Raw genomic sequence first — 25,740 nt, 5'->3', positions numbered from 1 at the left:
CTAAGGAGTTCATAGCCTTGACTTTTTGTTTCTTTTGTGTCAAGACAAAAGAACACTTAAACCAACTTTCCTTATATTTACATCATGAAAAAACTCCTTACACTACTATTGCTGTCCCCTGCACTGTTACTGGCGCAGGATATTGCGGTATTAAAATATTCGGGTGGTGGCGACTGGTATGGTAACCCAACATCGGTTCCTAACCTTGCCAAGTTTTGTAACCAGAACATCAATACCAAAATAAACACCAAAATAGCAACAGTAGAACCGGGAAGCCCTGATTTGTTTTCCTACCCATTTATACACATGACGGGGCACGGTAACGTAGTATTTAGTGATAACGATATTACCAACCTTCGCAATTACCTCACCTCGGGCGGTTTTTTACACATTGACGACAACTATGGTATGGATCAGTACATACGCCGCGAGATAAAACGTATTTTTCCCGACAAGGAACTCATTGCCGTACCCATAACACACGAAATATTTAAAGGTCCGTTTAACTTCCCTAACGGAATGCCTAAAATACACGAACACGACAACAAGCAACCAGAGGCCTTTGGTGTTTTTATAGAAGGCAGGCTGGTATTGCTGTATACTCATGAAACCGACCTTGGTGACGGATGGGAAGACCCCGAAGTACACAACGACCCTAAGGAAGTAAGGGAAAAGGCGCTTAAAATGGGTGCAAACATTGTTAACTACGCTTTTAATAATTAATGTCGCAGCAGCTTACCCACAACGAATCTGTTTTCAGTAAAAAAATATTTCCCGTAACACTGGTTTGCGATAATATCGTATTCCAGCCCAATATCGGTTCGCTGTTCCGTATAGCAGAGGCTTTCGGTGTAAGCGAAATTATTTTTGTAGGTGAAGATATTGCTCTTACTCCGCGCAAAATAAACCGTACTTCCCGCAGTACGCATAATATGGTAAAGCATCAGGTTATTGAAAAGACCGAAGATGCCATTAACCTCATCACCCAAACCGACAGTCATATTGTGGCACTGGAAATTACCGATAAAAGCATACCACTTACCAAAGCACAGTTTAGCACTGATAAACCAATTGTACTTATTGCCGGAAGCGAAATATCGGGTATTAGTGAAAGCTTCTTAAAGGTGGCACATCAGGCGGTACATATAGAAATGTTTGGTGACAACAGCAGCATGAATGTAGTACAGGCAGTAGGCATAGCCCTGTATGACATAACCTCAAAAATTGGTTAAAGACTATCGGCATTAGGCTTTTTTTTCTTACATTCACGCTAACAAATCAATCATCAAACAATGATCACATCAAGAACTATAGCTAACGGTATTGTAAGGGCGGTACTTATACTGTCTGTCATCTTTTTAGCCCTGCTGTTTGTATACAAGATAAAACTGTTGTTTGTTTATCTTTTTATAGCCCTTATTGTAAGCTTAATAGCATCGCCGGTTATACATTTTTTTGAAAGGAGGCTAAAGTTTAAACACACCATTGCCGTGATAACCACCCTTGCTCTTTTCCTGCTGTTGCTAATAGGTTTTATAATGCTTTTTGTTCCGCTTATCATTACGCAGAGCCATAACCTTTCGCTGCTTGACACAGCACAGTTGCAACAGGATCTTAACAGTGTTGTAATGCAGGTTAAAAGCTATTTTTCAGATTATAATATAGACACCAGTAAACTGATGAAAGAGGCCGATATCACCTCGAGCATCAACTTTACATTTATACCTGACTTTATTAACTCGCTGGTAGGTATACTTAGCGGATTTGGTGTCGGGCTGGCATCGGTACTGTTCATTACATTTTTCTTTTTAAAGGATACCGAGCTGTTTACCAAAAGCTTCAGGAAAATACTTCCGGACGAGCATGAAGAAAAAATATTACATTCAATAGGTAAGGTAAATCATCTATTAAGCCGTTATTTTATTGGGCTTATATTACAAATGAGTATATTGTTTGTAATGTACCTTATTGTACTGCTTATTTTTGGTGTTGAAAATGCCTTTATTATCGCCTTTATCACTGCGTTACTAAATATTATACCATACATTGGTCCGTTAATCGCTACCGTACTGGTTATAGTACTTACCATGCTGGGGCACATAGGGCCAGAGGCTCAGGGCGAAATGCTCTCTACAACCATTTATGTACTTATTGGTTACAGCATTGCTCAGGTAATAGACAACAATGTAAGCACGCCAATTATATTTTCTAACAGTGTAAACTCACATCCATTGGAAATATTTATAGTAATTTTGGGCAGTGGTTTTGTTTTCGGGATACTGGGTATGATTATCGCCGTACCTATGTACACCATCATTAAAGTGGTTGCAAAAGAGTTTTTCCCACAAAACCCGATAGTAAAAATACTAACGAAAGATTTATAGTTTGCCTCTTACCATTTTAAGTCCGCAGGTTCAGGAGTTTATTTTACAGAATACCAACACCAATGTGACCAAACTCGCATTGCAGAAAAACCCGTTCCCCGATGTGGAATGGACCGAGGTACTAAACCAAATCGCTGCGAGACAAAAAGCAAAGGACAAACTCCCTACCTGGTTTGAGAGCAGTAATATTATTTATCCTTCAAAAGTATCGGTAGAGCAAACCTCATCAGAAATCACAGCTCAGTACAAAGCATCCCTTGTATCAGGTGAAAGTCTTATTGACCTTACCGGAGGTTTTGGTGTGGACGATTATTATTTTGCTAAAACCATTAGCAAAGTAGCCCATTGCGAAATGAATGAACAACTCTCTCAAATTGTTGCTCATAATATTAGCAATATGGGAGTTAGCAATATACAATGCTATACAGGCGACAGCCTTGATACCTTAACCGAACTGAAACAACAGTGGGACTGGATTTACATAGACCCATCTCGCCGTAGTGATGTTAAGGGAAAGGTTTTTATGCTAAAAGATTGTCTGCCTAACGTACCCGAACTTTTAGACACTTACTTTAACTACAGTAGTAACATACTCATTAAAATAGCTCCGTTGTTGGATATAGCTGCCGGATTAGGTGAACTGCATTCGGTTAAGGAAATATACATTACAGCCCTTAATAACGAAGTTAAGGAGCTGCTTTGGCGCCTTGAAAAAGGATTTACAGGAATACCTGCCATACATGCGGTAAATCTTAGTAAAGACGGTGAACCAGAAGTATTCACTACCACGGTAGAAGATGAACCTAATGCCTCCTATTCCCTACCGTTACGTTACCTGTATGAGCCCAATAGTGCCATAATGAAGTCGGGCGCATTTAACGATGTGGCAAAACAGTTTAACCTGTACAAACTACACAGGCATACGCAACTTTACACAAGTGATACATTGATTGATTTTCCGGGGCGCAGATTCGTTATTAATGAGATTGTGCCTTATGGTAAGACCGAAATGAAAAAGCACGCTACAGGACAAAAAATGAACATTACCGTGCGTAACTTCCCTATACCAGTAGAAGGGCTTCGTAAGAAATGGAAAATAAAGGACGGAGGCGATACCTACGCATTTTTCACTACCGATAAGGATAATAACAAACTAATGCTTGTTTGCAGTAAAGCCTGATTACTGAACAGGTACTAGCCTTAGTATACTGGCATCGGTATCTTCAACACCTACATAAATATAACCGTCCGGTCCCTGCCTTACATCTCTAAGTCGGCCTATGTTTTTAAGCAATTTCTCCTCGTGGGTAACCTTATTGCCGTCAAGGTAGCAAAGGTTAAGGTATTTAAAGCGTAAGGATCCTATAAGTAAAGCCCCCTTCCACGGCTTATAAACATCGGAAGTTACAAAAGCCATTCCGCTTGGCGCAATAGACGGTATCCAGTAGTGCAACGGATCCTGTATACCCGGAGCTTCGGTTTTATCAGTAATTACCTCTCCGTTATAATTAATACCGTAGCTTACCAATGGCCAACCGTAATTGGTACCCGGAGTGATTATATTAATCTCATCCCCACCACGCGGACCGTGTTCGGTTTCCCATAGTTCGCCCGTGAACGGATTAATAGCCAAACTCTGCGGGTTACGGTTACCATAGCAATATAAGCTGGTAGGCTTACCGTTTTTATCCTTAAACGGATTATCTGCAGGTATACTTCCGTCATCCTTTATGCGGTGTATTTTGCCCAACTGATTATCGCCCAGTGTTTGCGGGTTTCCGTTTTCGTTGCCCCTTTCCCCTACCGATATGAACAGGTAACCCTTATCGTCAAACACCAGTCTGCTACCGTAATGATGACGTGTAGGTGCATACGGATTGGCCTCAAAAATTATCTTTTGTTGTTTTAAACTATTCCCCTCAAGTATAGCAGTCATAACTGCTGTGGTGGCCAGTTTGCGTCCGTTTTCCTTTTTCCCTTTAGAATACGAAAAATAAATACGGTGGTTGTTTGCATAATCAGGATGTAAAATCACATCCAGTAGTCCGCCCTGTCCTTCGGCAACCACTTCCGGTACACCGTTAACTTTGGTATTCTTTCTGTTCTTTACCCTATACAGTTCTCCTCCCCTGTTAGTTACCAGTAGTTCATTATCTGGTAAAAAAGCAATACCCCAGGGAACAGCAATTCCGGTTGCTATAGTATCTACCTTTACAGTAAGCTTTTCGCTTTTAAACAGGTTGGACTTAGGAGAGTCGTCAAAATAATACTGTTCCACATTTTTTATTCCGGCAAGTATGTATTGAGCCAGTTCTTCGGTTTCCTTATCACTAAAGGTTTCAGCAAATGCAGGCATACCATCATTACTATAGCCGTTTTTAATACCAAAAACCAAATCCTTTAGCTCACTGCCGTGTTTCCATTGCCTGTCTACAAACATATCCATTTTCTCGCCGTGGCAGCCGCTACAGTAGTTTTGGTAGTTTTGTGCAGCCCTGTCCTGATTCGTTGTTACAGCGACCTCCTGAGCCACGGTATAGCCTTCCTTTTTATCCTTACAGGAAAACAACACAACACAAGCTACTGCCATTACCGGAAATACAAATGTTTTAAAAGTCATGATGCAGATTTTTAAGCTGTCAAAGTACAAAAACATAGTGGCTGGTGCAATGCAAAACCAAAAGGCTATTATTAAATTAAACCTAAAATTTAAAAGCATGGCTGTATCATTTTAATTATATTTGGCTCTTATCTCATTAATTTAAAGCACACCGCATACATGAAAAAATACGTACTGATGCTATTGCTGGCTTCAGGCCTTACAGCACAGGCTCAGCAGGACGACTGCAATTTTACTGTTGTAACTACCGATACCGGAGAAACAAAATCGACTCCCGAATATTTAATGCACGAAAAGGTATTTGCCGGAACATCGAGCTTTGTTTTCTTCTCCATGACACTACATGACGACATACCGGTACTAAACTTCCAGTTACTGGCAAAAAGTGATGATTTCCCTAAAGCGTATTGTTTTACAAAAAAATCTCGCATACACCTGCAACTCACCAGCGGAAAAGTTATAACCCTGTATTGTATAGATGAAGATGCCTGCTCACAATTGTTGTATGACGAAGCCGAAAAGAAAAATTTAAGAATGCTTAACGGACATTTTTTGTTCACTAAAGGATCTATTGAAGATTTAGAGGCGTCTCCAGTACTTTTTATGAGAGTACTTTACTCGGCTGAAACCGTAGATTATCCTTTAAGAAGTAACCTTGAATCAGAAACTATGGGCAAAAATTACAAGCCGGATAGCTATTTTATTCAATACCTCAAATGTGTTAAGTAAAAAACTACAATTTTTTAATGTTGCTATAATGCTGAGTGTGAAATACTTTAAATTAAAGTTTCAAAAAAATTAAAAAAACCTTTAAAAATAGTTGCAGAAACCAGAATCATCATCTACATTTGCAACCGCAAAAAAGGCTTAACGTCTTGAGCAAAGAGGAGAGGTGCCGGAGTGGTAACGGAGCAGATTGCTAATCTGTCGGCGGGTAACCGTCGCCAGGGTTCGAATCCCTGTCTCTCCGCTTCTTTTCGGGGTGTAGCGTAGCCCGGTCATCGCGCCTGGTTTGGGACCAGGAGGTCGCAGGTTCGAATCCTGCCACCCCGACAAAAAGACTAACACAAACTTCGGTCGCGTAGCTCAGCTGGATAGAGCACCTGCCTTCTAAGCAGGCGGTCACAGGTTCGAATCCTGTCGCGATCACAAAAAGCCTTTGAGAAATCAAAGGCTTTTTTGGTTTATATAAGTATCTAAAAAATTTAGCTCGTTATTTCCAGCGAATGTATCTCCTCCTCCTTAATATTAAGATGATATTGTAATACAAGAGGACTCCCCGGAAAAGAACCTGAAATTTCTGCACTTAAAACACTGCTAGTATCACTCATTTTGGTATACGCTACCGGCTTCATCATAACCTGATACCTTTTATTCGCATCCTCTATCCAGGCTTTAATCTCATCTTTTCCTTTATACGTTTTTCCTTCATCAAAAACCTCAGCATTTTCAGTAAAACAATCTGCATAAGCTACAGCATCAAAATCATTTTGTGCTTTTACTAAACCTAATACTACTTTTGGTAAATCTGTTGTATCCATAATATAAAAATTTTAAACGGTAGGTATAGTACCACCGTCAATTATAAACTCTGTTCCTGTTAAATAATCTGCTTTGTGTGAAACTAAAAAACCTATTAGTTCTGCCACCTCTTCAGGCTTAGCCGGTCTTCCGTAAGGTATCCCTCCCAGGCTATCCATTACTGTTTGCACTGCCTCGTTAAAAGTAACACCTGTTCTCTCTGCAATTTCATTCATCATAGATGTAGCACCATCTGTTTGAATCCAGCCGGGAGAAACCGTTAATACACGAACACCCTTTGGCGAGACCTCATTAGACAGGTTTTTACTATAATTAATCAATCCTGCTTTTGCAGCCGCATAAGGCAAGGTAGAATCGTATAAGGGTAATTTACCCTGAATAGAAGCTATATGGATAATAACACCTTTCTTTCGGGTTATCATTTGAGGAAGGAAAGCCCTATCTAAACGGACAGGCGCAAACAGATTGGTCTGAATAGTTGTTTCCCAGTCTTCATCATTAAGCGAAACAAATCCGCCACCCTTAGTATCAGACCCTCCCAAATTATTAATCAAAATATCAAGCCTGCCAAACTTTGCCATAACCTCATCAACAACTTTTTGAGTTCCTTCTGCCTTACTTAAGTCAGCTGCAATAAAATACAAGCCTTCTTTAGTCTCAGCAGGGCTATTCCTCGCGGTAATAATTACCGTTGCTCCGGCAACATATAACCTTTCTGCTATTGCTTTCCCGGTTCCTTTAGTACCTCCTGTCACTAAGGCTACTTTACCTGTAAGTTCTTTGTTAAAATTAAATTCCTGTGTCATCATTTATTATTTTTATACAAAGTTCAGGAGTATGTATTGTTTGTACAAGTACGGAAAACCGAATTGCATAGGGATAAATTATTCCCCTATTGTACATTTTGGAACATTAGGGTAACTTTGTAATATGTATGAGAGAAAAATACCTTTAAACCTAAATTGCGGACTCGATTTAATTGGAGAAGTTCTATATGGTAAATGGAAAATACGTTTACTGTGGTTTATTAATGAAGGTAATAAACGTCCGAGTGAGTTGCAACGTAAAATCCCCGATGCTTCACGCAGGGTTTTAAATATGCAGTTAAAGGAATTGGAAAAACATGAATTGGTTAGCAGGAAAGTATATGCTGTTGTTCCGCCAAAAGTTGAATACTCCCTAACTGATTTTGGTAAAACATTAATTCCTGTTATTAGCCTTATGGGAGAATGGGGTGATAAAAATGAAGAACGGTTACGAAATGTGATTACTAAATAATCTAAAACTTCACTACTACACTACCACCAAACTGCTCTCCGTTATAAAATGGCATTGCCATAGCTGTTACCTTACTTTCTGTATTGCCTCCTTTAAATACCTTATTCTTTAAAAAAGGATACACCCAGTAGGCTATTTTGGTACTCAGTATACCAATACCCGCTCCGGCAGCCACATCGGTAAGCCAGTGCCTGTTGTTGTATATACGCATCAGTCCGGTTCCGGTAGCCACTATATAGCCCGATATACCATACCAAATAGATTTGTGCTTATACTCCTGAAACAGGAACTCAGCCCCAGCAAAAACAGTAGCCGTATGCCCTGACGGAAACGAATTGTAAGATGTAATATCAGGTCGCTGTATATTGGTCATTGCTTTTATACTTCTTATACTGGTAAAAGTTATAAGTAACGATGTGGTTAGGATAATGGTACGGTCGCCTAGGTTATGCTTCCCTTCTACTCCAACTAAATTTAAGGCATACACCGAAAGCATGGGTACAAAACGGGTAACATCATCCACCCTTCGCTCCTTATGCTCATTTTTCAAAACCTTAGTCCTTATATCGGTATTCAGCTTTTTGATATCGTCGTTATGCAACCCTATTACCCCATAAGCTATAAGTGTACTTGGTATTATAATCTGTTTTACATTAAAGCGATACCTTGAGTCAGAAAAATCACTTATCTTAACTGTATCATTAGCAATCTTATTTTCCTGTGCTGTAAGCCATAACGGAAAAAAAACTAAAAGTAAAAACAGCCTTTTTATCATAGTATAGGGATCGTATTAACATCTGTAAGGCGCCAAAATAAGGAAATAAATTCCTATTAAACAAAACTAAAATCTTATGGTTACGGCAGCCCCCAGTTGTTCTCCGTTATAATAAGGCATCGCCATAGCAGAAACTTTTTTTTCACTGTTTTTACCTTTAAAAACTTTATCTCTTAAAAACGGATAAACCCAGTAGGCAAACTTAGTACTCAGTATCCCTATACCGGCACCGGCAGCTACATCAGTAAGCCAGTGCCTGTTATTATACATCCTGAACATACCGGTACCGGTAGCCACAAGGTAACCCGATATACCATACCATATAGATACATCTTTATACTCCTGCCATAAAAACTCGGCTCCGGCAAAAGCAGTAGCAGTATGCCCCGATGGAAACGAATTGTATGAACTGCCATCTGGTCGTAACTGGTGTGTAACCGATTTAAGAGAAAGTACCGTACTACTCATTACAATATAAGATGTAGCCATGATAATAGTCCTGTCCTTAAAATTATGTTTCCCTTCTACCCCTGCCAGGTTAAGGGTATAAACCGATAGTGCAGGAGCATATTGCATAAAGTCGTCAATAGTAATTTTTTGGTCAATATCCTCAACCACTTCATTGCGGATACTGTAATTAATTTTTTTACACTGTCCGTTATCCAACCCTATTACACCATAGCCAACCAGCGCCACAGGTATTACCAGTTGACGGAAATTATAACGGCTATGTTTTGTTGCTGTCGAATCGGTTATGGTGTCGGTTTGGGCCAGCTGTGCTTTTACTACGTAAGGGCAAAATAGTAAAAGTAAAATCAGTTTTATTATCCTCTTCATTTTTATAGTACGGTATTTATCTCTTTAACGGATAGCCCCTTAAAAAAATTGAACACCAAACCTAATCTTAAGCCAATCTTAAATTTGAATTTAAACCTCCAAAAACTGTAGAACCTCTACACACCACAGTAGGCAGTTCCCCACAAAAACAGTGTAAAAACACCCGTATTCCCTTAAAACCTTAACGGCACAGTTATTTCATTATAGTAAGCGTAACCGAGAAATATAAATAAAAAGACTATGAAAAATCTATTTTTATCAGGCGCTTTAATGCTGGCTTTAGCACTAAACGCCAACACTGTTAACCCAACAACAAACATTAACGAAGGTACAGCGGTAGCAAAACATCAGGAAAAAGAGTATAAAGTAATTGAACAGGGCGACATTGCACCCGAAGTGCTTAAAAGTGCGGTAGACAAATACGGAGGATATGCATTAGTAAACGCGTATGTGGCTGCCGATGGTACCGACTATAAGTTTATATTAACTAAAGACGGTAAAGATCTTACTGCATACTTTAAAAACGACGGCGAATTTATTAAAGAGGAAACAGCATAATCCATAATCCTTAAATAGTAATAAACAACCAGAGAGGGGGCATTTGCCTCCTCTTGCCTTTTTGTATAAAATATAGCTTTTTAAACGGGTCATTGATTATCTTTGCATCGCAATTACTTGATTACCAAAATGACTACTGATATTGTAATAATCACCGATTTCTCTCCCGAATACAAACAGGCTTTTAAACAACTTAACGAAGAATGGATATCTAAATACTTTGTAATGGAGGAAGCCGACTATAAAGCGCTTGATAACCCTGAAAGCTATATACTTGATAAAGGCGGATACATTATTATAGTACTCCATAATAATGAACCCGTAGGAACCTGTGCCCTAATTAAAATGGACGATGAGAAATATGATTTCGAACTGGCTAAAATGGCAGTATCACCAAATATACAGGGAAAAGGCATTGGCAAAAAACTGATGAAGGCCGTAGTTCACAAAGCTAAAAGCAAAGGAGCCAAATGGCTATACCTGGAAAGTAATACCATACTAACCCCTGCTATTACACTATACGAAAAAACAGGCTTTGTAAAAGTAGAAAGAACTGCAACACCTTATGAGCGTTGCAATATCCAAATGGAACTGGAATTAAAATAATCCTTTAACCGACTCTACAAAATAAGGCGAGTCGTTCCATTGTATTTTTTTGTATTTAAAGTCCTGCTTCATACTATCAGGAAGACAACTGTACAGGGCTTCACTTATCTTTTGAAGTAGCAGCTTGCGCGAAAAAGTTTCGGCTACCACCAGGCTAATTTCCCTTACCGGCTTTGGATCATTAAACTCCTTATAAAGCGGGTTTTCCTTTTCATCAATCACACTCAACAAAGGTAGTATAGCAAAACCCAAGTCAGCCCTTACAAGATTCTTTAATGTTTCTATAGAACTTATATCATAGGTAAATCCATCGTGCTTGTCAACACTTCCCGTTAATCCGCAAATATCAAGTAGCTGTGCATTATAACAATATTCATGTTCCAGTAGCAACAACTGAGGTTTATCCTGTGGTTGCAATTCATAATGAGTCGCCCCTGCCATAGGGTGATTACTGTTAAGGTAAGCCACAAACGGTTCGTAAAACACAGGGTGTTCCTTTAAACCATTAGCCCCCGTAGGCGTTGCCATAAGAGCAATATCTATATCACCTGTAAGGGCATCGTTTATTAATATACCTGTAGGGAGTTCCTTTATAGTAAAATGCATTTTTGGAGCTACTTCTTTCATCTTCTTAATAAACTGCGGAACCAAATAAGGCGACAGTGTTGAGATTACCCCAATGGTACACTCGCCTTCCAGCTGATTCTTTTCATGAATTACAAAACCCCTTATATCATTTACCTCCCTTAAAATCTTTTTGGCTCGGTTTATAATTTCCTTTCCCGGTGTAGTAGGCTTTAAGGGTACTTTGGTTCGGTCAAATATCTTAATGCCTATTTCTTCCTCTAAATTTTTAAGCTGAATGGTAAGCCCAGGTTGGGTCACCATACATTCCTCGGCAGCCTTAACAAAGTTACGGTGCTCGTCCAGTGCTACTATATATTTTAATTGCTGAATCGTCATGATTATAAAATATTTTTATAAAGGTAAAAAATTATTAATTTGATTTATAAATTATACTGCAATAATTTTGACTCATCAAATCGAAAGAATTATAATTTAAAACTTAATGCGATGAGAACAATACTTTTATCAGCAATCATGTTACTGGGAGTAACAGTTGCACAAGGTCAAACAGACATTACCCTTGCAGGGAACTACAGCGTGGAAAAAAACACCCGCGAATTTTTAAAAGCAGTACACAGCGGTAACGGTCCGCAAATTTATGAGCTATCTATAGCAGATGCCCGTAACGTACTTATCAATGCACAAACAGGCGACTATAAAAGGCCTGATGCCGATGTGGAAGAACGCACCATTACCCAAGACGGAAAAACAGTTTCCATAAGAATAGTAAAACCTAAAAGAAGTAAAGAAAAACTACCCGTACTAATGTATTTTCACGGTGGCGGATGGATATTAGGTAACGCCTTTACTCACGACAGGTTAATTAAAGAACTGGCAGTAGGCGCTAATGTCGCTGTAGTATTTGTAAACTACACCCCAGCACCCGAAGCACAATTCCCTGTGGCAAACGAAGAAGCTTATGCTGCTACCAAATGGATTAAACAAAACGGAGCTTCTATAGGGCTTAACACTACAAAACTTGCCGTAGGCGGCGACAGTGTGGGTGGAAATATGGCAATAGCCGTAACCCTTATGGCTAAAGAGCGTAAAGGACCTCAAATTGATTTTCAGTTATTATTCTACCCTGTTACTAATGCCGAGTTTGACACCGCATCGTACCAGCAATTCTCTACAGGGCATTTTTTAACCCTTAATGCTATGGTTTGGTTTTGGGATGCTTATGCTCCAAACAAAGCCGATAGGGATAATATTACCGCATCTCCTTTAAGAGCTGATATTGAACAGTTAAAAGGATTACCTGAAGCGCTTGTAATAGTAGCAGAAAACGACGTACTGAGAGATGAGGGCGAAGCGTATGCTAAAAAACTGAATGCAGCCGGGGTTAAAGTAACTGCTACAAGATACATAGGTACAATACACGATTTTGTAATGCTAAACCCTATTACAAATACACCGGCACCAAGAGCAGCCATTAAACAGGCTATTGATGCCTTAAAAGAAAAACTGAATTAATTATCACAAACAAATAACAACAACTTTTAAAATTTAATATCATGAAATTTACAAGAAAAGCAACAGCAAACTGGAAAGGTACAGGAATGGAGGGTACAGGTAAAATATCTACACAAAGTACCGTATTAAACGACACTCAGTTATCATTCAAAACCCGATTTGCAGACGGTGTGGGTACTAACCCCGAAGAGTTACTGGCAGCAGCACATTCCGGATGTTTTACCATGCAGCTAAGCTTTCTGCTTAATGAAGCCGGATTTACAGCCGATAATCTTGATACTGAAGCTAAAGTAACTTTTGAAGACGGAACCATTACTACTATAGTATTGGATCTTACAGGAAGTGTACCGGGTATAACAGCACAGGAGTTTAGCGAAATAGCCGACAAAGCAAAACAAATATGTCCTATATCAAAAGCTATAAATGCTGCTATTAGCCTAAATGTAACAATGGTATAAAATAAAAACAGGGCTAAAAACGAAAATTCCCCTGGTAAGGAGGGGAATTTAGCAATTTTTAATCCTGCATCTATTAATAAAAAACTACTTTCAAAAATTTGGAATTGAGTTTAAAAATAAAATCCCTCCTTTCGGAGGGATTTTCCCACCATAAACTCAAATATTGAGCAGGTACTACCTGTTCGTTAGAATACACATGCAAATATCCCTTCTTTCTTCAATTTGTGAAATACCATAAAACACTGATTTTGCCATGTGGAAAACACGTAGTCGACGTAAGAAATTACGTAAATTCAGCATGTAAATGCAATATTAAAAAGTATTTTCTTACAAATATTGTTTTTACAAAGATTTAGTTTTCAAAAAAATTAAAAAACCTCATCGGTAAAGTGTAAAAATAAATCGCCAATGTGTGTAAATACCAGTGTTTTTATACAAAAACCACATATTCTCAAATCATTCCCAATAAAACACGTTATTTGCTGTTTATTTTTAAATATTTTGTTTTTTTTAGTCTAAAAAATCATTAAATTCGCAACTTAAACAAATATATTAAAGACAATAGCAATGAGTAAAAAAGTAGTAATCGTATCGGCTGTAAGAACTCCTATAGGAAGCTTTATGGGATCTCTTTCTACCGTGTCTGCTGCATACCTTGGTGGTGCTGCCATTAAAGGCGCTTTAGAAAAAATAAACTTAGACCCTAAGCATATTGACGAGGTGTTAATGGGTAATGTGGTACAGGCAGGTGTTGGTCAGGCTCCGGCAAGACAGGCTTCAAGATTTGCAGGCTTACCTGATAACGTAATCGCTACTACTGTAAATAAAGTATGTGCCTCTGGTATGAAAGCTGTTATGCAGGGTGCACAAAGCATTATGTGTGGTGATGCCGATGTAATTGTTGCGGGCGGTATGGAGAACATGAGCCTTATACCTCACTATGTACACATGAGAAATGGTCAGAAATTCGGACCGGCTACTATGATTGACGGATTACAGAAAGACGGACTTACAGATGCTTATGATAATAATGCAATGGGTGTATGTGCTGATCTTTGTGCTACAGAATATAAAATTACAAGAGAAGAGCAGGATGCCTTTGCTATCGAATCATACAACCGTTCGGCTGCTGCATGGGATGCAGGTAAGTTTGATAACGAGATTGTACCGGTAGCAGTTCCACAAAGAAGAGGCGAACCTGTTATGGTGACTAAAGATGAGGAGTACACTAACGTAAGGTTAGATAAAATCCCGTCTCTAAACGCTGTATTCACTAAAGATGGTACTGTAACCGCTGCAAATGCTTCTACCATTAACGACGGTGCTGCTGCACTTATATTAATGAGCGAAGAGAAAGCAAACGAACTTGGACTTAAGCCACTTGCTTATATCAAATCGTATGCAGATGCAGAACAGGAGCCAAAATGGTTTACTACCTCACCTGCTAAAGCGTTACCAAAAGCGCTTGATAAAGCAGGTATAACTAAAGACGATGTAGATTTCTTTGAGTTTAACGAAGCCTTCTCGGTAGTTGGTATCGCTAACTCAAAAATATTAGGCCTTGATGCTGCTAAGGTAAACGTAAACGGTGGTGCTGTATCACTGGGTCACCCACTGGGATGCTCTGGTGCACGTATCATAGTAACGCTTATCAATGTATTAGAGCAAAACAATGCTAAAACCGGTGCTGCTGCTATTTGTAACGGTGGTGGTGGTGCATCTGCAATCGTTATTGAACGTTCATAATAATTGGTTATTATACTGTAGGCTGTTATTAACTTTTGTGAAAACAGCCAAACCTTGTAACGCTGCTTCAGAATTAACCTTTATATTTGTGGTTATGCTTGGAGCAGCGTTACTTTTTTAAACGCTGTTAACAACCAACTCAAAATAAACAACAAATAATTAATTACTATAAATGTTTGGTATTTGTAATCTTGCTATTGTCCCTCTTCGTTTAGAACCGAATGACAGAAGCGAAATGACATCACAGGTTTTATTTGGTGAACATTTTAAAATTTTACAGCAAAAGGCAAAATGGACACACATACAACTTGCTTATGATGGTTATAAAGGATGGATAGACAATAAACAGTACAAAACAATTACCGAGGAAGATTATAAAAATCTGTCCTCCTGCCCTGCCGTATTAAATTCTGATTTGGTAGAGTATGTAACCACACCAAACAATTTACTTATTCCCATACCTATGGGAGCTTCGTTATCCTTTATGGATTTCCCTGAAATTAATACTGAAGCTTTTTCATTTGAAGGATTAAAAACATCAGGAATAACTGCAAAAGAAAACCTGCTTAAAACAGCCTTTATGTACCTTAACGCTCCTTACCTATGGGGCGGAAAAACACCTTTTGGGTTAGACTGTTCGGGCTTTACACAAATGGTATACAAACTAAACGGATACCACCTAAAACGCGATGCCTCACAACAGGCAACACAGGGTGAAGCACTAAGCTTTATTGAGGAAAGCGAACCGGGTGATCTTGCCTTTTTTGATAACGACGAAGGTAATATTATCCACGTTGGTATTATAATGGAAGACAACTACATTATACACGGTCACGGTAAAGTACGTATTGACCGACTGGACCATTTAGGCATCTATAACAACGAAACCCGTAGGCATACGCATAAACTAAGGGTAATCAAGAAAATAATATAACACTGGTTATAAACAATATAAAATAAAATCCTGTTTTAATTAACAGGATTTTTCATTTTAGGCACGATGCTTGTTTAGTTTGTGGCAACTAAATAAAACCACATGAAAAAACTATTATTCTTACCTTTTATGCTGCTGTTTCTTGTAAGCTGTAGTAAAGACGATGACTTACAAGTAACACAAACCGAACAACCCTTAACGGAAGCAACTTATCTTAATGTTGCATATGGCAGTGACCCCGAGCAGACCATGGATGTGTACCTGCCTGCTAACCGAACCGAAGATACCAAGGTATTCGTTTTAATACACGGAGGCTTTTGGTATGCCGGAAGTAAAGAAGATTTTAATCAGGCTGTACCTATTATTAAACAATACTTCCCTGATTATGCCATTGTAAATATCAATTACAGGCTTGCAGATATAGGCAGCCCTGCTTATCCTAAACAGATTGAGGACATACAGCAAATGTTTCAGTATCTTGAAAGTAGTGATTATACTATTTCAAACGATTATGCATTAGTAGGCGTTAGTGCCGGAGCTCACCTGTCAATGTTGTATGCCTATAAATATGATACCGAACATAATGTAAAAGCCGTTTGTGATATTGTTGGCCCTGCCGACTTTACTGATGAAGCTTATACTGATCATCCGCAATATGAAAATGCAGCACTGGCTTTACTAGGTACAGCATCTCCTACTCAGCAACAGTTACAGGAAGTAAATCCTGTTAATTTTATTACCGGTATGGCTCCGCCAACAATCAGTTTTTATGGAGGTCAGGACGAACTAATACCAAGCTCTCAGGGACCACTGCTTAAAGCAGCACTTGATAATGCTGGAGTGTATAACGAATATACCCTTTACCCAAGCGGAGGACACTTTGACTGGGACCTGGCTACCCTTACAGACATGTATAGTAAGCTTATCCCTTTTTGCCAGAACCATTTTTAACCAATTATAATAACCTACCTTAAATGTAAAGCAGGCCTAAAAGCCTGCTTTTTTCTTACATTTTTTATTTATATTTACCTCATGTACAAACCTGTACAAATAACCATACCTACACCATGCCATGAAAAATGGGATGAAATGACACCTACCGATAAAGGAAAGTTTTGTGCCGCCTGCCAAAAAAACGTGATTGACTTTACAAAAGCAACCGACAGGGAAATTGTACAGTCAATTAACGGCAACAAAAACCTTTGTGGGCGCTTCTCTCCTTCTCAATTAGATAGGGATTTAATTGTACCGAAAGAAAAAAGTACAGCATGGACTGCCGTTGCTGCCGGGATAATTAGTTTTATTACACTCGGGGTACATAAAGCCACAGCACAGGAGACTGTAAAAACAGAACAAACCGATGTAAAAACTGATTCCATTGCGCAAGAAAATCTTCCTGAAAAATGGATTGTAACAGGTACTGTAAGTGATGAATTAGGTGCCTTACCCTCTACTAATATTATTGTGAAAGGAACTACAAGATCAACTCAAACAGATATAGAAGGAAATTATTCTATTGAAGTGGAAAAAGGAGATGTTCTACAATTTTCATATATAGCACACAATCCTGTAGAAGTAACAATAAATAGTTCGTCAGAAATTAATATAACCTTGACAGAGCAATGCATAGAGCATGGAATAGCTGGAGGTATTATGATTAGAAGGTCATTCTTCGGACGGATATTTCATTCAATTGGTAATATATTCAGGTAATGAGAAAACCAGTTCAAATAGCAATCCCGCAGCCATGCCACGAAAAATGGGATGAGATGACTCCTACCGATAAGGGAAGGTTTTGTGCTGCCTGCCAAAAAAATGTAACTGATTTTACAAAAGCATCCGACAGGGAAATCACCAATGTCTTTAACACTGAAAAAAATCTTTGCGGACGCTTCTCTCCCTCTCAGCTTAACAGAAATTTAATTGTACCGAAAGAAAAAAGTACAGCATGGACTGCTATAGCTGCCGGAGTAATTAGTTTTATTACACTCGGGGTACATAAAGCCACAGCACAGGAGACTGTAAAAACAGAACAGACTGAAAACACCAAAAGCTACGAAACTCTTGGAATACTGACTGGTGTTGTTCGTGATAAAAATGATGTACTACCCGATGTTACTATTATAAACAAAACGAATAACGAAACCACCGTTTCCCTATTAAGCGGAGATTATGAAATACTGGCTGATAAAGGCGATATTGTAGAGTTTTATCTTGACGGATATATTACCCAAACCGTAACTGTTAAATCAAGTCCTCATAAAAACATAAAACTTAAAAAGGATAAAAACTATAATGAACAGGAACAAAAAACAGGATCTTTTGTTATAACCGGAACTGTAAATGATGAAACCGGGCCTTTACCTAGTGCGAATATCGTTATAAAAGGTACATCAATAAGTACACAGGCAGATATAAACGGAAACTACTCTATCGAAGTAAAAAAAGGGGATATACTAGAGTTTTTATATGTAGGATATACTACTAAAGAAATAACGGTAAATAATTTATCGGAAATTAATATAACTATGACTAGTGCAATTATAGGTCTGGGTGCAATTGAAGTTAGAAGATCATTCTTCGGGCGTGTGTTTCACTCTATAGGTAATTTTTTTAGATAGTAATTTTTACATTCTTTATCTTTAGGGCACATTTAAAAATTCGCATCTAAATGATTTTAAAGAACTCCTCAAACCTGCTGATTGCGGCAATTACCTTATGTATGGCATTTACCTCTCCGGTCATAGCACAAAAGAGTAAAGTAGCAAAAACAAACGGCTCACAAATTATTGAGCCAAACGGAAACCCTATAACCCTTAAAGGTACAAACCTGGGTAACTGGCTTGTTCCCGAAGGCTATATGTTTAAAACGGGCAAGGTAGCCTCGCCAAGGCAAATAGACCAGTTACTTTATGAAATGATAGGTCCGGATAGCCTAACCACCTTTTGGCACAAATACCTGGACAATTACATTACCCAAAACGATATTAAATACCTTAAACGAATAGGCTGCAATCACATTCGACTGCCGTTTCACTACAAGATGTTTACTAATGAAACTTATATGGGAACACAAAATGCAGGGTTTAAATATTTTGACCGTGTTATTGAATGGTGCAGGCAGGAAAACCTGTATGTACTACTGGATATGCACTGTGCACCGGGCGGACAAACAGGTGATAATATTGACGACAGTTATGGCTACCCGTGGCTGTTTTTCAGTAAATCTTCTCAAGACCTTATGAGTGAGGTTTGGATGAAAATCGCTAAAAAATACAAGGGTGACCCTATTATTATAGGCTATGATGTGGTTAACGAACCTATTGCCCATTATTTTACAGAACAGATACCCGATTACAATCATAGGCTGTTTATGCTGTACCAACGTATGGTAAAAGACATTCGTTCGGTTGATAAAGAGCATACCATATTCCTTAACGGATCGGTTTGGGCGGGAGACTTTGGTGTGTTTGAATCTATTTTAGATGATAACATAGTGTATGAATTCCACAAATACTGGTTTGATGTGGAACAGGACGCTATTCAAAAATATGTTGATTTTCGTGACGAACATAACGTACCTATTTATATTGGTGAAACCGGAGAAAATACAGACGAATGGGTAATGGATTTCAGGCTGCTGCTGGACCAAAACAATATTAATTGGTGCTTTTGGCCATACAAAAAGATGGACAACACCAAAGGTATTATGAACTTCACTATGCCCGAAGATTATGCCGCTATTTCACGCTACTCACAAAGCGACCGCAGCTCATTTGAAAAAATACGCGAAAATATGCCCGACAGAACCATTGTTCAAAATGCACTTAACCAGTTTCTTGAAAACTGCCTGTATGAAAACTGTTTTCAAAACAAAGGATATATTGAAGGCTTAGGACTTACTGTTGAGTAAATAATGATAAGTTTTAGATTCTTCACTTTGCTATCGCTACGTTCAGAATGACAATAAGTTTAAGGCGATAGAAGCTGTGGCGTTATAAAATTATAAACGATAACGTTTTGTCATTTCGACCGCAATGAAATGAAGTGGAGAAATCTCTTTTAATCTAATTTAGATTCTTCGCTTTGCTATCGCTACGTTCAGAATAAAAATTACAAACTATAAGAAACATATACAAAACAAAAACGCCCCGCAATTGCGGGGCGTTTTCATTATCTAGATACTTTGTACTACTGTTGTAGTACTCGGATTATTTTACTTCTTCAAAGTCTACATCCTGTACGTTGTCACCTTCCGGCTGAGCTTCACCCTGTGGCTGACCTTGGTCTGCACCACCCTGAGCACCTGCTCCAGCTTCTGCCTGTGCTTTGTACATTTCTTCAGATGCGTTTTTCCAAGCCTCATTGATTTTATCAAGAGCAGGTTGGATAGTAGCAACATCTTTAGTTTCGTAAGCTTTTTTCAGTTCTTCAAGAGCCGATTCGATTGGCTGCTTGTTACCGTCAGATAGTTTGTCACCAAACTCTTTAAGCTGTTTCTCTGTTTGGAAAATCATAGCATCAGCTTCGTTTAGCTTATCTACTTTTTCTTTAGCAGCTTTATCGGCATCAGCATTAGCTTCTGCTTCCTGACGCATTCTTTCGATTTCTTCCTGAGTTAATCCGGAAGAAGCCTCAATACGGATGTCGTGTGACTTACCTGTACCTTTATCTGTAGCCGATACTTTGATGATACCGTTAGCATCAATATCAAATGTTACTTCGATTTGAGGCACACCTCTTTGTGCTGGCGGAATACCGTCTAAGTGGAAACGACCGATAGTTTTGTTATCCTGTGCCATTGGTCTTTCACCCTGTAATACGTGAATTTCTACCGATGGCTGGTTATCTGCCGCTGTAGAGAACACCTGAGATTTTTTAGTTGGGATAGTTGTGTTAGCCTCAATTAACTTAGTCATAACACCACCCATAGTTTCAATACCTAATGAAAGCGGAGTAACGTCTAACAGAAGTACATCTTTCACATCACCTGTTAATACACCACCCTGTATAGCAGCACCAATTGCCACAACCTCATCAGGGTTAACACCTTTAGAAGGTTTTTTACCAAAGAATTTCTCTACTTCTTCCTGTATTCTAGGGATACGTGTAGAACCACCTACAAGGATAACCTCATCAATATCTGATTTAGATATACCTGCATCTTTAAGTGCTTTTTCACATGGTAACATAGAACGTTTTACCAAATCATCAGCAAGCTGCTCAAACTTAGCTCTTGTAAGTGTTTTTACAAGGTGCTTAGGCCCGCTTGCAGTTGCAGTTACATATGGTAAGTTTATTTCAGTTTGCGTAGAAGACGAAAGCTCAATTTTAGCTTTCTCTGCAGCCTCTTTTAAACGTTGTAATGCCATAGCATCCTTACGTAGGTCTACACCTTCTTCGCTGTTAAATTCGTTAGCTAACCAGTCAATAATTACCTGATCGAAGTCATCACCACCAAGGTGAGTATCACCATTAGTAGAAAGTACCTCAAACACACCGTCACCTAACTCAAGGATAGAGATATCAAAAGTACCACCACCAAGGTCATATACGGCAATTTTCTGGTCTTTACCAGCTTTATCAAGACCGTAAGCAAGAGCAGCTGCAGTAGGCTCGTTAATAATCCTTCTTACTTTAAGTCCGGCAATTTCACCTGCTTCTTTAGTAGCCTGACGCTGAGCATCGTTAAAGTAAGCCGGTACGGTAATAACCGCTTCGGTTACAGACTGGCCTAAATAATCTTCGGCAGTTTTTTTCATTTTCTGAAGCGTCATAGCCGAAAGCTCCTGCGGAGTGTATAGACGACCGTCAATATCCACACGTGGAGTATCGTTATCACCTTTTACTACACTATAAGGAACGTTACTTGCTTCTTTTGAACTTTCAGAGAATTTGTTACCCATAAAACGTTTTATGGATGATATTGTCTTAGTAGGGTTAGTAACCGCCTGACGTTTTGCAGGGTCACCTACCTTAATTTCACCACCTTCTACAAAAGCAATAACCGATGGTGTTGTTCTTTTTCCTTCAGCATTAGGAATAACTACAGGCTCGTTACCTTCCATTACGGCTACACACGAGTTGGTTGTTCCTAAGTCAATTCCAATTATTTTACTCATATCGTTTAATAGTTATTATGAATTTCAAATATTATGTTTATTGTTTGGTTGTAAATAGTCAATCATTATGCCAAGAGAAAAAAAACATAAAAATGACAGAACAATATGACAAGATGACATTTTCTTTTTTATTACTTTTAAAAACTTTAAAATAATTATGGAAAACCATGAACTTCTGTCGCACTGCTGCGATCATAAAACCGAAACCTATGAAGAAGCTTTAGCCCGTTACGATGGTTTTGGAAAAGGATTTTATGAAGCTCTTGTAAAAAGATACCCTAAAATACTTAAGCATTTAACCTTTTATCAGCAAATAAGAGACAGGCGTATATGTGTTATGCCTTACGGACCTCAAACAGAAGATAGCTATGCTATATATAATGACGGAACCACGGCTTTTGGAATACAACTGAATTTTTATACTGAAATTGTACTATATGACAACGACAAAGATTATGACATAGGTTATTGGTATAAAAACCCTATAGAAATAGCATTGGCTTATCTTAAAAGAGATTTTCTACCTAACAGCATCTTACGATGAAAAGTATCTACATCGCGATAATAGTAACAACTATAATATATGGACCACGATTTTATAAATTTCTAAAGGAAAAAGTACATAAAATACCTAAAGCCCGTTTTGAGGAGCAGTTAACTGCATTTAAAGAACTTGGGTATACCTTTAATAAAAATATGGATAAGGATGACCTTCTTTCTTTATATAATAAAGAAGATTATGAAGCTGAACCTTATAGTTTGCTATATCTCGGTTGGGCAGAAATTGCAGATACTAAAGATAAACCTATATCAAACAACTGCTGGCATTTTGATTATGAGTCTATAGAAAATGAAGGTGACTATGTGGCTATTATTAAAAATATTGAAAGGATTAGTGATGGTCAGCTCAATTTCACCAATGTGCAGGATAATATAGACTTTGATAATGAGACAGCATGGGTTTCATTTGACATTAACGGAACTCACTATAAATATGACCTAACATTTGATAATGACTGGGCAGACCATACTCTATTTGAAAACATTCAGGAACTTGCTGAAAAGCATAATACAACAGGAAAATTCACAGTGTACCCATTAGGACAAAGCGTCATTTTTGATTTTATGACAGAAGCCGAATTAGAACAGTTTAAGAAAACAACTAAATTAGCTCCTGAGTGGCTTTAAACAAGTTTTAACAGAATATAAAAAATATATATTTTTAGTTAAATAAAACCATTTATCTAAACAAAACTGCATTTCAAAGTAATAATCCTACTATTTAAAACAAAATAATTAATTTTTAAATAAATAATTATAATTTAGCATCCAGACCCTATCTTATATACGTATGTATTAACTTTATTCTGGTTTAATTATGCTAAGCAAAAAGATTAATCAAATTCGTTTTGTTACTATTGGAGGCTTGATTGTTTTTATCCTTGCAATAGCGGTTTTAATAGGATGGTTTTTTAATATTGAGGTATTAAAAAGTATTTTGGACGGATATATATCCATGAAGTTTAATACAGCTCTTTTATTTTTAGCACTGTCGTTTTGTCTTATAGCCTCTACCTCTATCAAAAGAATTTCGGTTACACTACTATTAATACAAATTTTTGTGGTAGTATTTGCCACAGCATCTTTATTACAGGAAATTCTATCTGCAAATTTTGGAATAGATCAATTCTTTTTCCCTGATTTAAAAGGTATAGAAAAACAGGAAGCCTATCCGGGGCGTATGTCTCCCATAACATCTTTTTTATTCATAATAATGGGAGGTGGGCTATTTTTTGGTGCCTTATCTCAAAAACTTAGAATTTACTGCCAATATGCTTTTCATTTTGTAACGATAATATCTTCTATATGTATTATAGGATATTTTTTTAGTGTACCCAGTCTTTATAAATTTAGCTTTTTAACACCAATAGCAATACATACAGCTATAAGCTTTTGCATTTTATCTATGAGTGCCAGTATGCTTTATCCCGAGCTAGGATTTACAAGAATATTCACAGTTAAAGAAACTGGTAACATAATTGCGAAGCGTCTTTTTTTAAAGTTATTTGCACTAATAACTTTAGTAACATACTTACGATTACAGTTTTTTGAACACTCCAGCTTCAGGGTTAATTCCGGAACTCTTATGGGGTTAAAGCCAAGTCTGGCCATTACATCAATAGGGTTTATACTTATCTGTTTTGGCTTTATCTATAAAGCTGCCAATGCCATAAACCAGTCGGAAAGAAAACAGAAACTGGCAGAGGTGCATTTTAAAAGCGTAATTGAGTCGGCTCCCAATGCCTTTATAATATCCGATGAAACAGGTACCATTACCCTTGTGAACAAACAAACCGAAAAAATATTCGGCTATACTAAAGAGGAACTTGTTGGACAAAAAATAGATTTACTTGTACCTACAAAATTTAGGCATGGACATCCTAAAAACAGAAACTCCTACCATGCAGCTCCAACAGCACGTTATTTTGGTGCCGGCAGGGATTTACATGGTATGAGGAAAGACGGTACCGAATTCCCTGTAGAAATTGGGCTTAATCCCTTAACAACTGGTACTAGTACCCTTATACTGGCATCGGTAATAGATATTACCAAACGTAAGGAACAGGAAATCATTATTAATAAACAGGTTTTAGAGCTTCAAAACAAAAACCAAGAGCTGGAACAGTTTAATTATATTGCTTCTCACGACCTGCAAGAACCTCTTAGAACAGTAAGTAATTTTATACAGATTATAGAAGAAGACTATGGTAAAGAACTTAACCACGAAATAAAACTTTACCTTGAACACATAAACCTGGCTACAGGACGCATGAGCATGTTGGTTAAATCTCTCTTAGATTTTGCACGTTTGGGTAAAAACAGGCAATTGGTTAGTATTGACTGTAATGATGTACTTAAAGATGTGGTATCTGACCTAAACGGACTCATATCATCATCGGGGGCAGAAGTGCGCTATGGCGTAATGCCCCACATTTATGCCTACAGGTTGGAGTTACGACTGGTTTTTCAAAACCTTATAAATAACGCTATTAAATTCCGTAAAAAAGACATCCCCCCTATTATTAAAATTCATTGCCATGAAGAGAAAAATTACTATGAGTTTTGGGTTAGTGATAACGGAATAGGTATTAACCCAAGATATTTTGAACGTATATTCCAGATTTTTAAAAGCCTGCATAAAGAGGGTGAGTTTGAAGGGCACGGCATTGGGCTGGCACACTGCTATAAAATAGTAGGCCTGCACATGGGAAAAATATGGGTAGAATCAGAACACGGGGAAGGAAGTACATTTAAATTTACAATTTCAAAATTTATAGATAACAATGAGCAACGAAGTGATGAACAGGCAGGTAAATTGCATAATGCTGGTTGACGACAATAAGGTTGACAACTTTTTTCATGAAAGGGTGATTAGAAAGAATGATGCCGCTAAGCATGTTGTAATAAAAGAATCGGCAGAGGAGGCTTTGGCTTACATTAAACAAAAGGATCAAAACGGTGAAATGCATCCTGATCTTATTTTTCTCGATATTAATATGCCCGGAATGAACGGATGGGAATTCCTTGAAGAGTATGCAGCTTTGGATCAAAACCTTCACTGCAAGATGATTGTGGTGATGCTTACCACATCCGAAAATCCGGATGATATGGAAAAAGCAGAGTTACTTGGTGCACTTTCGGCATTCAAAACAAAGCCTTTAACGGGAGTTATGCTAGAAGAAGTACTGGAACGTTTTTTTGATTTTCATTAAAACACCC

General features: G+C 38.0%; 27 protein-coding genes and 3 tRNA genes. 23 read left to right on the top strand and 7 right to left on the bottom strand.

Annotation, left to right across the window (positions count from 1 at the left end; all coding sequences use genetic code 11):
* Positions 1 to 84: 84 nt before the first annotated feature.
* The 4 genes from V3Z67_RS12345 to V3Z67_RS12330 are packed head-to-tail and all read left to right on the top strand — an operon-like array spanning position 85 to position 3,564.
* A complete protein-coding gene (locus V3Z67_RS12345; protein WP_330443598.1) occupies positions 85 to 723 on the top strand; it encodes a DUF4159 domain-containing protein in 639 nt (212 codons plus the stop codon).
* Positions 723 to 1,232, top strand: coding sequence for a TrmH family RNA methyltransferase (locus V3Z67_RS12340; protein WP_330443597.1), 510 nt, complete (start codon positions 723 to 725; stop codon positions 1,230 to 1,232). The genes V3Z67_RS12345 and V3Z67_RS12340 overlap by 1 nt, the downstream gene beginning before the upstream one ends.
* 60 nt (positions 1,233 to 1,292) lie before the next feature.
* Positions 1,293 to 2,384, top strand: a complete 1,092-nt coding sequence (locus V3Z67_RS12335) for an AI-2E family transporter (protein ID WP_330443596.1) — start codon at positions 1,293 to 1,295, stop codon at positions 2,382 to 2,384.
* A gap of 1 nt (position 2,385) precedes the next feature.
* Positions 2,386 to 3,564 (top strand): THUMP-like domain-containing protein, encoded by a 1,179-nt coding sequence (locus tag V3Z67_RS12330; RefSeq protein ID WP_330443595.1) that lies wholly within the window; start codon positions 2,386 to 2,388, stop codon positions 3,562 to 3,564.
* Here the strand turns inward: V3Z67_RS12330 and V3Z67_RS12325 are convergent, their stop codons facing one another.
* The gene (locus V3Z67_RS12325; RefSeq protein WP_330443594.1) at positions 3,565 to 5,004 is read right to left on the bottom strand and encodes a PQQ-dependent sugar dehydrogenase; all 1,440 of its coding nucleotides are present in this window, start codon (positions 5,002 to 5,004) and stop codon (positions 3,565 to 3,567) included.
* A gap of 159 nt (positions 5,005 to 5,163) precedes the next feature.
* On the opposite strand from V3Z67_RS12325, the gene V3Z67_RS12320 reads away from it, so the two are divergent.
* The 4 genes from V3Z67_RS12320 to V3Z67_RS12305 all read left to right on the top strand — a co-directional run bounded on the left by V3Z67_RS12320 (position 5,164) and on the right by V3Z67_RS12305 (position 6,153).
* Positions 5,164 to 5,733, top strand: coding sequence for a hypothetical protein (locus V3Z67_RS12320; protein WP_330443593.1), 570 nt, complete (start codon positions 5,164 to 5,166; stop codon positions 5,731 to 5,733).
* Between the two features lie 157 nt (positions 5,734 to 5,890).
* Positions 5,891 to 5,974 (top strand) — tRNA-Ser (locus V3Z67_RS12315).
* Between the two features lie 8 nt (positions 5,975 to 5,982).
* A tRNA-Pro gene (locus V3Z67_RS12310) sits at positions 5,983 to 6,057 on the top strand.
* Positions 6,058 to 6,079: 22 nt separating this feature from the next.
* Positions 6,080 to 6,153 (top strand) — tRNA-Arg (locus tag V3Z67_RS12305).
* A gap of 56 nt (positions 6,154 to 6,209) precedes the next feature.
* Here V3Z67_RS12305 and V3Z67_RS12300 read toward each other — a convergent pair.
* Together V3Z67_RS12300 and V3Z67_RS12295 are read right to left on the bottom strand one after the other, a co-directional pair.
* Positions 6,210 to 6,545: a nuclear transport factor 2 family protein gene (locus V3Z67_RS12300; protein ID WP_330443592.1), complete on the bottom strand. Its 336-nt coding sequence runs from the start codon at positions 6,543 to 6,545 to the stop codon at positions 6,210 to 6,212.
* Positions 6,546 to 6,557: 12 nt separating this feature from the next.
* Entirely contained in the window at positions 6,558 to 7,355 is a 798-nt protein-coding gene (locus tag V3Z67_RS12295; RefSeq protein ID WP_330443591.1) for an SDR family oxidoreductase, read from the bottom strand.
* 121 nt (positions 7,356 to 7,476) lie between these two features.
* On the opposite strand from V3Z67_RS12295, the gene V3Z67_RS12290 reads away from it, so the two are divergent.
* Positions 7,477 to 7,824: a winged helix-turn-helix transcriptional regulator gene (locus V3Z67_RS12290; protein ID WP_330443590.1), complete on the top strand. Its 348-nt coding sequence runs from the start codon at positions 7,477 to 7,479 to the stop codon at positions 7,822 to 7,824.
* Position 7,825: 1 nt separating this feature from the next.
* On the opposite strand, the gene V3Z67_RS12285 is transcribed toward V3Z67_RS12290, so the two are convergent.
* Complete coding sequence (locus V3Z67_RS12285; protein ID WP_330443589.1) at positions 7,826 to 8,599, bottom strand: phosphatase PAP2 family protein; 774 nt, start codon at positions 8,597 to 8,599, stop codon at positions 7,826 to 7,828.
* A 66-nt stretch (positions 8,600 to 8,665) separates the two neighbouring features.
* Entirely contained in the window at positions 8,666 to 9,436 is a 771-nt protein-coding gene (locus tag V3Z67_RS12280; RefSeq protein ID WP_330443588.1) for a phosphatase PAP2 family protein, read from the bottom strand.
* A 240-nt stretch (positions 9,437 to 9,676) separates the two neighbouring features.
* Here V3Z67_RS12280 and V3Z67_RS12275 point away from each other — a divergent pair, with 240 nt between their 5' ends.
* Positions 9,677 to 9,994, top strand: coding sequence for a hypothetical protein (locus V3Z67_RS12275; RefSeq protein ID WP_330443587.1), 318 nt, complete (start codon positions 9,677 to 9,679; stop codon positions 9,992 to 9,994).
* 129 nt (positions 9,995 to 10,123) lie between these two features.
* Complete coding sequence (locus V3Z67_RS12270) at positions 10,124 to 10,600, top strand: GNAT family N-acetyltransferase (protein WP_330443586.1); 477 nt, start codon at positions 10,124 to 10,126, stop codon at positions 10,598 to 10,600.
* Here the strand turns inward: V3Z67_RS12270 and V3Z67_RS12265 are convergent.
* Positions 10,592 to 11,563, bottom strand: a complete 972-nt coding sequence (locus tag V3Z67_RS12265; protein ID WP_330443585.1) for a hydrogen peroxide-inducible genes activator — start codon at positions 11,561 to 11,563, stop codon at positions 10,592 to 10,594. The genes V3Z67_RS12270 and V3Z67_RS12265 overlap by 9 nt on opposite strands.
* Before the next feature lie 111 nt (positions 11,564 to 11,674).
* Here V3Z67_RS12265 and V3Z67_RS12260 point away from each other — a divergent pair, with 111 nt between their 5' ends.
* The 8 genes from V3Z67_RS12260 to V3Z67_RS12225 all read left to right on the top strand — a co-directional run bounded on the left by V3Z67_RS12260 (position 11,675) and on the right by V3Z67_RS12225 (position 19,751).
* Entirely contained in the window at positions 11,675 to 12,700 is a 1,026-nt protein-coding gene (locus tag V3Z67_RS12260; RefSeq protein WP_330443584.1) for an alpha/beta hydrolase, read from the top strand.
* Positions 12,701 to 12,741: 41 nt separating this feature from the next.
* Positions 12,742 to 13,158, top strand: coding sequence for an OsmC family protein (locus tag V3Z67_RS12255; RefSeq protein WP_330443583.1), 417 nt, complete (start codon positions 12,742 to 12,744; stop codon positions 13,156 to 13,158).
* A gap of 567 nt (positions 13,159 to 13,725) precedes the next feature.
* Positions 13,726 to 14,904, top strand: coding sequence for an acetyl-CoA C-acyltransferase (locus tag V3Z67_RS12250; protein WP_330443582.1), 1,179 nt, complete (start codon positions 13,726 to 13,728; stop codon positions 14,902 to 14,904).
* 172 nt (positions 14,905 to 15,076) lie between these two features.
* On the top strand, positions 15,077 to 15,838 hold the full coding sequence (locus V3Z67_RS12245) for a C40 family peptidase (RefSeq protein ID WP_330443581.1): 762 nt from the start codon (positions 15,077 to 15,079) through the stop codon (positions 15,836 to 15,838).
* Between the two features lie 102 nt (positions 15,839 to 15,940).
* Positions 15,941 to 16,789 carry an alpha/beta hydrolase gene (locus V3Z67_RS12240; RefSeq protein WP_330443580.1) on the top strand — a complete coding sequence of 283 codons (849 nt, stop codon included), beginning with the start codon at positions 15,941 to 15,943 and terminating at the stop codon, positions 16,787 to 16,789.
* A gap of 81 nt (positions 16,790 to 16,870) precedes the next feature.
* Positions 16,871 to 17,551, top strand: coding sequence for a carboxypeptidase-like regulatory domain-containing protein (locus V3Z67_RS12235; protein ID WP_330443579.1), 681 nt, complete (start codon positions 16,871 to 16,873; stop codon positions 17,549 to 17,551).
* A complete protein-coding gene (locus V3Z67_RS12230; protein ID WP_330443578.1) occupies positions 17,551 to 18,459 on the top strand; it encodes a carboxypeptidase-like regulatory domain-containing protein in 909 nt (302 codons plus the stop codon). The genes V3Z67_RS12235 and V3Z67_RS12230 overlap by 1 nt, the downstream gene beginning before the upstream one ends.
* A gap of 50 nt (positions 18,460 to 18,509) precedes the next feature.
* Complete coding sequence (locus V3Z67_RS12225; protein ID WP_330443577.1) at positions 18,510 to 19,751, top strand: glycoside hydrolase family 5 protein; 1,242 nt, start codon at positions 18,510 to 18,512, stop codon at positions 19,749 to 19,751.
* Between the two features lie 298 nt (positions 19,752 to 20,049).
* Here V3Z67_RS12225 and dnaK read toward each other — a convergent pair whose 3' ends face one another.
* A complete protein-coding gene (gene dnaK, locus V3Z67_RS12220; RefSeq protein ID WP_330443576.1) occupies positions 20,050 to 21,960 on the bottom strand; it encodes a molecular chaperone DnaK in 1,911 nt (636 codons plus the stop codon).
* 157 nt (positions 21,961 to 22,117) lie between these two features.
* On the opposite strand from dnaK, the gene V3Z67_RS12215 reads away from it, so the two are divergent.
* From V3Z67_RS12215 to V3Z67_RS12200, 4 genes are all read left to right on the top strand, one after another.
* Positions 22,118 to 22,504 (top strand): hypothetical protein, encoded by a 387-nt coding sequence (locus tag V3Z67_RS12215; protein ID WP_330443575.1) that lies wholly within the window; start codon positions 22,118 to 22,120, stop codon positions 22,502 to 22,504.
* Positions 22,501 to 23,148 carry a hypothetical protein gene (locus V3Z67_RS12210; RefSeq protein ID WP_330443574.1) on the top strand — a complete coding sequence of 216 codons (648 nt, stop codon included), beginning with the start codon at positions 22,501 to 22,503 and terminating at the stop codon, positions 23,146 to 23,148. The genes V3Z67_RS12215 and V3Z67_RS12210 overlap by 4 nt, the downstream gene beginning before the upstream one ends.
* A 190-nt stretch (positions 23,149 to 23,338) precedes the next feature.
* The gene (locus tag V3Z67_RS12205; protein WP_330443573.1) at positions 23,339 to 25,354 is read left to right on the top strand and encodes a PAS domain S-box protein; all 2,016 of its coding nucleotides are present in this window, start codon (positions 23,339 to 23,341) and stop codon (positions 25,352 to 25,354) included.
* Positions 25,305 to 25,733: a response regulator gene (locus tag V3Z67_RS12200; RefSeq protein ID WP_330443572.1), complete on the top strand. Its 429-nt coding sequence runs from the start codon at positions 25,305 to 25,307 to the stop codon at positions 25,731 to 25,733. The genes V3Z67_RS12205 and V3Z67_RS12200 overlap by 50 nt, the downstream gene beginning before the upstream one ends.
* The last annotated feature ends 7 nt before the right edge of the window (positions 25,734 to 25,740 follow it).

It is taken from the genome of Flavobacterium sp. C4GT6 (assembly GCF_036347315.1).
In the GTDB taxonomy this organism is placed as follows: Bacteria; Bacteroidota; Bacteroidia; order Flavobacteriales; family Flavobacteriaceae; genus Flavobacterium.
Note: the sequence above shows the minus strand (reverse complement) of the source record. Positions and strands in the feature narration are given on the sequence as shown.